The organism is Streptococcus sanguinis (assembly GCF_050225395.1).
Classification (GTDB): Bacteria; Bacillota; Bacilli; order Lactobacillales; family Streptococcaceae; genus Streptococcus.
In genome coordinates, this window is the sequence record NZ_CP071431.1 from 2428213 (window position 1) to 2436563 (window position 8351).

The following is an 8351-nucleotide window of genomic DNA, read 5'->3' on the forward strand; positions in this document are numbered from 1 at the left end:
AAGCTTTACAGAGGCATGAAACAACGTTTCTGCCTCTTTCTATATAAGAAATATGAATCACATTAAAGAATATTTTAAAAAAAATTGGCCTTATTTTTGTGCCTTCTTTCTTCCATTTTTCATCATGTTCTTTGTCTACTTGATGTACGGAATTTACTGGAATAGCGAAACGTCTCCCTTGCTTGGTGATGGTTTTCATCAATATGTCATTTTTGATACTAACCTAAGAAATATCCTCCATGGAACTGACAGTATTTTCTATACTTTCTCTAGTGGACTTGGGCAGAATTTCTATGCTTTATCTAGTTATTATTTAGGTAGCTTCTTATCTACCTTGGTTTATTTCTTTGATTTGAAATCAATGCCAGATGCCGTATATCTATTTACCTTAATCAAGTTTGGATTAATTGGACTCTCTACCTTTATCAGCATCAAAGGAATATTCAAAAAGATTCCAGCTTTACTCATCATCACTCTTTCAACTTCATTTTCTTTAATGAGTTTTTCAGTCAGTCAATTGGAAATAAAAACCTGGCTGGATGTGTTTATCCTTGCACCTTTGATTGTGCTAGGTTTACATAGGTTGATAACTGGAAAAGGAAGAGTACTATACTTTACAACACTGTCAATTCTCTTCATCCAAAATTATTATTTTGGATATATGATGGCAATCTTTTTGGTCTTTTGGTACCTTCTTCAATTATCTTGGGATTTCAAAAATAGAATTAAAAGTTTACTTGACTTTACAGTCGTATCTGCTTTAGCAGGTCTGACTAGCCTAATCATGATTCTGCCAACTTACCTAGACATAAGTACTCATGGTGAAACCTTAACAAAAGTTTCTTCCTTGTTGACAGAAAAAAGTTGGTTCTTAGATGTGTTTGCTAAAAATTTTATTGGCAGTTTTGATACAACCAAATATGGTTCTATCCCTATGATTTATGTCGGAACCTTCCCCTTGATTCTGGCTATCTTATTTTTCACCTTAAAATCTGTTAAGTTTCACGTGAAACTTTGCTACTTTTTACTCATTGCAATTTTTATAGCTAGTTTTTATCTTCAATATTTAGACTTGCTTTGGCAGGGAATGCATGCACCGAACATGTTTCTTCACCGTTATTCTTGGTTATTTTCTCTGGTAGTTATCTATATGGCTGCTGAGACTTTAAATCGTTGGAAAGATGTGAAAGTAATGAATGTTGCCATTAGTTTCACTTTGCTCAGCCTCGGATTCATTATGACGTTTATTCAGAGAAAACATTATGACTTTTTGGGTCCTGAGAATTATATTCTAACATTAGAATTTCTGCTGGCTTATCTCTTGATTAGCTTTGTCTTAGCAAAATCTTCGATTCAACCAAAAATCATTCTCCCTGTCTTGCTTTTCTTTGTTACTTTTGAATTGTCGCTTAATTCCTATTATCAAGTTGGAGGAATTGCTAAAGAATGGGTATTTGCCACTCGTTCTTCATATGCTAGCCACCTTGACGAGATTGACAAGCTTGTCAATTATTCCAAAAAGGAAAATATTGACTTCTTTAGAACTGAAAGATTGAATCCACAAACGGGAAATGACAGTATGAAATTTAACTACAATGGAATTTCCCAGTTCTCATCTGTCAGAAATACTCAGGCAAGTTCTACTTTAGATAAACTTGGTTTTAAATCAGCAGGAACAAATCTGAATCTACGTTATCAAAACAACAGTATTTTAATGGACAGTATTTTTGGTGTTCGCTACAATCTATCTGAAACAGATCCTCAAAAATTTGGTTTTCTTCCTGAGAAAACTGAAAAAGAAATGTCCCTCTACCAAAATGATGCTGCACTTGGTTTAGCTTTTCTGACCAATGATATTTACTATGATGTCAAGTTTACAAATTTGACTTTAGATAATCAGACAGAATTTTTAAATCAGTTGACTGGCTTTGATTTTAAATATTATGATAAAGTAGATGCTATAACTACTAATGAAAATGTCAAGCAAATTGGTAACAGAGTGACAGTGGATATTGACAGAGAAAACAATACAAGCTTTGCTAGTGTAGTCTATACTGTCAATGTACCTGCTAATAGTCAACTGTATGTCAATGTCGCTGGGATTGATTTTAGTAATGATGATCAGACAGATGTTGACATTACTGTAAATAACTTTACAGAACGTTATACAACTAATAATGTCTTTCCTTTCTTTAATGCTGGCTATTTCAGTCAAAGTCAAACAGTATCTATTCGCTTTACATTCCCAGATAATTCGACAGTTTCTTTTGATACGCCAGAATTTTTTGCCGTTAATACTGAGCAATATCAAAATGTCATTCAAAAATTAAAAGAGCAGCCCGTTTCCACAACTACTGATTTAAACACAGTAAAAACAAACTATAGAGCGGAAAAGGATACTTCATTATTCTTTACCATTCCTTATGATAAGGGATGGTCAGCCACTCTTAATGGGAAGCCTGTCACACTAAAACGAGCTCAAAACGGCTTTATGAAATTAGATGTGAAAAAAGGAGAAGGAAAAGTTGTCCTCACTTTCATTCCTAATGGACTGAAAGAAGGTGGCATTGCCTTCATATCTGGCATAATCTTATTTGTTTGCTATAATTTTCTACGTAGGAGACGACATAGAATGTAAATATATAAAAAATAAGGCTCTTCATTAAAATGCTAGTGAAGGCCTTTTTTGAATAATAAAAAAACACTCACAAGGAGTGTCTCTAGCTCCGGCAGTAGGACTCGAACCTACGACATCATGATTAACAGTCATGCGCTACTACCAACTGAGCTATGCCGGATTATATAGTCCGTACGGGATTCGAACCCGTGTTACCGCCGTGAAAAGGCGGTGTCTTAACCCCTTGACCAACGGACCATATGGTATGCTCTCTTTCAGAACATATTCCATTATATCAGGTTTTTAAGCTTTGTCAACTCTTTTCCCTTTATTTTCGAAAATATCTTTCAGATATTTCACTCTTAAACGAGTGACCGGACAGCGATGATTTTCGTAAAAAATAATTTCTCGATTTTTCTTGTCATAATCAACAATGTTGCCAATATTAACCAGATAAGATTTATGTGGTGAAAAAAATCGTTTAGATTGCTGATCTTTTTCTTGAATATCTGTTATCGTTCCATAAAACTCCTTGAGAAAATTTTTACCGACAATCCGAAGTTTATGAGAGCTCCCTGTCGTTTCGATATACAAAATATCGTTATAAGGCATTCGAACATCATTGCCACGATAACTATATTCAAAATAATCTACCATATTGGTATTTTCAATTAGTGTACTCTTAGTGTAAAGAATACTGTCTTTGATTCTATTTTTAAAAGCATCATTGTTGATGTCTTTATCAATAAAATCAAGTGCTGATACTTTATATTTAAAAGTCATAGTAGCAAATTCAGATTTTGAGGTTACAAAAACTATAATGGCATAAGGATTATGATGACGGATAAATTGAGCTACTTCCAGCCCTTTTGTTTCCTCTCCTTTAATGTCAATATCCAAAAAATAAAGCTGGTTAACGTCTCCATTTTCAATATATTTTTTGAATTCTTTGATTTTTCCTGTAACCTGAACCTGGATGTCAATTCCAAGTTCCTCAGCAATTTCTGCTAATGTCGTTTCCATCCTGACTTGATGAGATACGGTATCCTCTAAAACTAACACTTTCATAAATTCTATCTCCTAATTGTTAAAATCTGTGTGAAATTGTTTGGCTCAATTTGTGTATCAAGAGTGATAAATTCATACCTATCTAAAATTTCCTTGATGTTATTCAATCCATAGCCTCTATTTTCTCCTTTAGTTGAAAACTCGGGCTGATAGAGTTCTTCCAAATCCAATTTTCCTTCTTTACGAGAATTTTGAACAACAAAAATGGTTCTATCATCCAGTTGAACCAGAGAAACATGGACAATTTTTTCCAGGCTGTCAATGGCACTCTCAATAGCATTATTTAATAAAATACTAGCAATTCTCACAAGATCTAACAACTTGATTGGAAGGCGTTCCACTTTATCCTTAACTTCAAAAGTCAGCTGAATCTGATGTTCACGCGCTTGAAAGATTGTCTCGGTCATGACACTTCTTAAAGCTGAATCTCCTACATTATTCAAATCAAAAACTGTATATTTATCTGAACGCAGGTTCAAATTTGCATCAGCCAAGACCTCTTGATAAATGTGCTCAATTTCCTTGATATCTCCAGTTTGAATAGCCACTTGCATACTCGTCAACATGCTAGCATAATCATGACGAAATCCTTTGATTTCATAGTACAATCTCACAATTTCATCAGTATATTCCTGAAGTCGAAGCTGTTCAGATTCTTTTTGACGCAAATGCTCTTCTTTTTCGTATTTCTCACGGCTGTCCTTGAACGTCACCAAGGTAGAAAGAAAGGCCAAGAAACAAATAGTAGCAATCATACTGCTAAAACTGTTGAAATGCCTTATATTACTAATCCAATGAGAGAGATTTAAAATCAGCCAATTCATTGCATATAAACTACTAATCATCAGGATCTGAGATTTAAAGAAACTTCTTTTAAGATAATCTATTCTGAAATCAAAAATATCAATAACCTTTACCATAAAGAACAAGGATATTAAGTTGATACATGTCAGAAACAAGCCCATGTACTGAGCTACAAAATCATCTCCTAAAACAGATGAAATAATAACTGAAAAGAAAGTAGTAGAACTATCAATTGACAGACATAAAAAGAAGGAAAGTAAGAAAGATTGATATTTTTTAATTTTTTCAACTCTACAAAAATACCAAACTATAAATAGAGGGAGAAAAAATGACAGTGCATATGATGGAAATGAGATTTCAAATGAAAACACATGCCCTAAAAAAGCAATTATAAACGGAATTATAATCTCAAGACTAAAGCAAACACCTACAAAAAAGTAAGTATGCTTAATTTTAGTGATTTTTGATAAAATCACTAAAAATGCAGCTACATTAATAAAAGGATGAACAATTAATCCTATTATTTCAAGTGACATAAATTTCTCCCCTAAACTTTAAAATTCTTATCTTCCAAAAATCCAATCCCATGGATTTGGAATACCTCTTATATCCCAAAAGGTTTGAACAAGTGAATTGCTATTTGCAGCAATTTGAAAAGAATAGATTTTCATAACTATCTCCTATCTTTTTATCTTGTAAGTCACCTTACATTTATCATTATAGAAAAATAGAAAGAGTTAGTGACAATTTTCCCTGAAATGTCATTTTTTATCCCCAAAATGACATTATACCAAAAAAATAGAAGAAAAAAACACGAAATATTGTAAAATACTTCGCATTTTTTTACCTTTCTGATCTCAGCAGGATTCGAACCTGCGACCGTTCGCTTAGAAGGCGAATGCTCTATCCAGCTGAGCTATGAGACCAATACTATCTCATTCTATCAGAAAATAGGATTGCCGTCAAGATTACTTATGATAAGGACTCCCCTGCTGAATCATAAAAACTCGATAGATTTGCTCTATTAAAACAAGGCGCATCAGTTGATGAGGTAGCGTTAATTTGCCAAAACTCATCAGAAGATTTGCCCGTTTTTTTACTGCAGGAGATAAACCTAAACTTCCGCCAATAACAAAAGTGATATCAGAAAAGCCATGCACTGTAGTATCCATCATGAGCTGACTAAACTTTTCTGACGGAAATTGCTTTCCTTCAATTGCCAAAGCAATAACAAATTCACGCTCATTGATTTTAGACAGAATTTTATTTCCTTCTTTTTCAAGAATCTGCTGATTTTCTAAATCACTAGCTTTATCAGGTGTTTTTTCATCCGCTAGCTCAATCATTTCCACCTTGCAGAATCGATTGAGACGCTTCATGTATTCGGCAATTCCATCCTTTAAATATTTTTCTTTCAGTTTTCCAACTGTTACAAGTTTTATTTTCATAAGTTTATTCTATCATATTCATCTATACTTCACACTTTATTAACAAGTAAAATTTATCTGGGAATCGGCTAATCTGTGTATTTTCTAATGCCTATCAACAGTTTTTCTAAGTTTTCCACAAGGTGTGGAAAACTTAGAGGATTTAAGTTATAATTAAGTTTAGCTAACTATAATTTCATCAATTGTAATTCAAGGAGGAAAACATGAAAAACTCTTCAACTGCCTTCAAAAGGGCTTTATTGCTTTTTGCAGTGTTAATTGTAGGTTTTATCGGCGGAAGTTTAGGGAATTATGTTACTACATTAGTAACTTCACGTGTAAAAATGAATGGAAATTCACCAACTAGTGTATCTAATTCATATAAAAACTCTACAGACATTTCAGAAGCTGTGAAAAAGGTTCAAAATGCGGTTGTTTCAGTAATTACTTATGCTGAATCTTCCAGCAGCGTTATCAATGATGAATCTTCCAACGATGAATCACAAATCTCCAGTGAAGGTTCTGGCGTAATTTATAAAAAAGATGGAAAATCAGCCTATCTGGTAACCAACACCCACGTTCTTAATGGATCAACCAATGTAGATATCTTACTAGCTGATGGAAACAAGGTTCCAGGTGAAGTAGTTGGATCAGATGTTTATTCAGATATCTCTGTCGTTAAAATTAGTTCTGAAAAAGTAACTGATGTCGCTGAATTTGGAGATTCTGGTTCTCTTACAGTTGGTGAAACAGCAATCGCTATCGGAAGCCCTCTTGGAACAGAATACGCTAACTCTGTCACACAAGGAATTATTTCTAGTTTAGGCAGAAACGTTACGTTACAATCTGAAAATGGTGAAAATATTTCAACAACTGCATTGCAAACAGATGCTGCAATCAATCCTGGTAACTCTGGCGGCCCGTTGATTAACATCCAAGGACAAGTTATTGGGATTACTTCAAGTAAGATTTCAACAAATGGGCAAACCTCTGTTGAAGGGATGGGATTTGCGATTCCGTCTAATGATGTCGTAAATATTATCAATCAACTTGAAAAAAATGGAACAGTCACACGTCCTGCTTTAGGAATTCAAATGATGGATTTATCTAATCTGACAACTTCTGATTTTTCTAAATTAAATCTTCCTTCTTCAGTGAAATCAGGTATTCTTGTTCGCTCTGTTCAGCAAGGAATGCCTGCTGATGGCAAGCTTCAAAAAAATGATGTCATTACAAAAGTAGATAACACAGATGTGGAATCCACTAGTGACCTTCAGTCTGCTCTCTACAAGCATAGTATTGGAGATGAGGTAGAGATTACTTATTATCGAGATGGTAAATCTCAAACAGTCAAAATCAAACTCACTAAATCAACAAAAGAGTTAAGCTCAAATTAACCTATTTACAAGATTGTCAACACACCTTTACACAATCGTAAAGGTGTGTTATTCTATATACAAATGGAAAACTTTAAATATATTGCACTTAAAGATATTCGAACCAACCCCTATCAGCCTCGTAAAGAGTTCTCACAAAAAAAGATTGAAGAATTAGCAGCATCAATCAAAGAAAATGGTCTCATTCAGCCAATCATTCTTCGGAAATCTTCACTTTTTGGTTATGAAATTTTAGCAGGAGAACGGAGATTTAGAGCTGCCTCTTTTCTTGGCCTAGAAACGATCCCAGCTGTCGTCAAAGAATTATCTGATGATGAAATGCTGAAGCAGGCCATTATCGAAAATCTTCAAAGAGAAGACTTGAATCCTATAGAAGAAGCTGAGTCTTATCAAAATTTGGTTGACAAAGGCTTGACACATGATGAAATTGCTAAAATCATGGGAAAATCTAGACCCTATATCAGCAATATTGTCAGACTTTTACAGCTGTCTAAAGAAGTTCGCCAAGCTATAAAGGAAGAAGAGATTTCTCAAGGACATGCTCGCCTGCTGGTCCCCTTAAAAGAAGAAGAACAGTTACTATGGCTAGAAAAAATCTGTCGAGAAGATTTATCGGTTCGAGCAGTTGAAAAGCTTCTCCAGCAAAAAAAGAGTCTCAAAAAGAAACCTAATAAAGAACTGTTTGCTAAATCTGAAGAGGAAAAAATTAAAAAAATTCTCGGTCTGGAAGTTTCTATTCAGTTAAAAAGCCAGAGTAAAGGAAAGCTGATTATTCCTTTTGAAAGCGAAGAAGAATATCAAAGAATTATAAACAGTTTTAAATAAAACTGTTATTTTCTTTTTTTAAAATAACAAAATTATCCACTGGTAAATCAATTAGGAAGCCTATTAGAATAAGAAAGTTTAGCTTTATTCACATTCTGTGGATAACTTTAGCTAACAATGTGAATTCTTTTCCAGTTCTTGTGGAAAACTTTGAACCTTTATGATAAAATAAGATGCGTATGAATCAGAAAATTATAGAAAAGGAGGGAAGTT

General features: G+C 33.8%; 7 protein-coding genes and 3 tRNA genes. 3 read left to right on the top strand and 7 right to left on the bottom strand.

The window, feature by feature from the left end:
• Positions 1-52: 52 nt before the first annotated feature.
• Positions 53-2638, top strand: coding sequence for a YfhO family protein (locus J1C81_RS11930; RefSeq protein ID WP_004189314.1), 2586 nt, complete (start codon positions 53-55; stop codon positions 2636-2638).
• An 86-nt stretch (positions 2639-2724) separates the two neighbouring features.
• Here J1C81_RS11930 and J1C81_RS11935 read toward each other — a convergent pair.
• The 7 genes from J1C81_RS11935 to rlmH all read right to left on the bottom strand — a co-directional run bounded on the left by J1C81_RS11935 (position 2725) and on the right by rlmH (position 5937).
• Positions 2725-2798 (bottom strand) — tRNA-Asn (locus tag J1C81_RS11935).
• 5 nt (positions 2799-2803) lie between these two features.
• A tRNA-Glu gene (locus J1C81_RS11940) sits at positions 2804-2875 on the bottom strand.
• A 45-nt stretch (positions 2876-2920) separates the two neighbouring features.
• Positions 2921-3685: a competence system response regulator transcription factor ComE gene (comE, locus tag J1C81_RS11945; protein ID WP_002899424.1), complete on the bottom strand. Its 765-nt coding sequence runs from the start codon at positions 3683-3685 to the stop codon at positions 2921-2923.
• Between the two features lie 5 nt (positions 3686-3690).
• Positions 3691-5025, bottom strand: coding sequence for a competence system sensor histidine kinase ComD (gene comD / locus J1C81_RS11950; RefSeq protein WP_004189312.1), 1335 nt, complete (start codon positions 5023-5025; stop codon positions 3691-3693).
• Positions 5026-5052: 27 nt separating this feature from the next.
• Complete coding sequence (locus tag J1C81_RS11955; protein WP_032909851.1) at positions 5053-5160, bottom strand: hypothetical protein; 108 nt, start codon at positions 5158-5160, stop codon at positions 5053-5055.
• A gap of 181 nt (positions 5161-5341) precedes the next feature.
• Positions 5342-5415, bottom strand: a tRNA-Arg gene (locus J1C81_RS11960).
• 42 nt (positions 5416-5457) lie between these two features.
• Positions 5458-5937, bottom strand: a complete 480-nt coding sequence (rlmH, locus tag J1C81_RS11965; protein WP_004189309.1) for a 23S rRNA (pseudouridine(1915)-N(3))-methyltransferase RlmH — start codon at positions 5935-5937, stop codon at positions 5458-5460.
• Between the two features lie 203 nt (positions 5938-6140).
• On the opposite strand from rlmH, the gene J1C81_RS11970 reads away from it, so the two are divergent.
• A complete protein-coding gene (locus J1C81_RS11970; protein WP_004189306.1) occupies positions 6141-7313 on the top strand; it encodes a S1C family serine protease in 1173 nt (390 codons plus the stop codon).
• A 63-nt stretch (positions 7314-7376) separates the two neighbouring features.
• Complete coding sequence (locus J1C81_RS11975; RefSeq protein WP_004189303.1) at positions 7377-8138, top strand: ParB/RepB/Spo0J family partition protein; 762 nt, start codon at positions 7377-7379, stop codon at positions 8136-8138.
• The last annotated feature ends 213 nt before the right edge of the window (positions 8139-8351 follow it).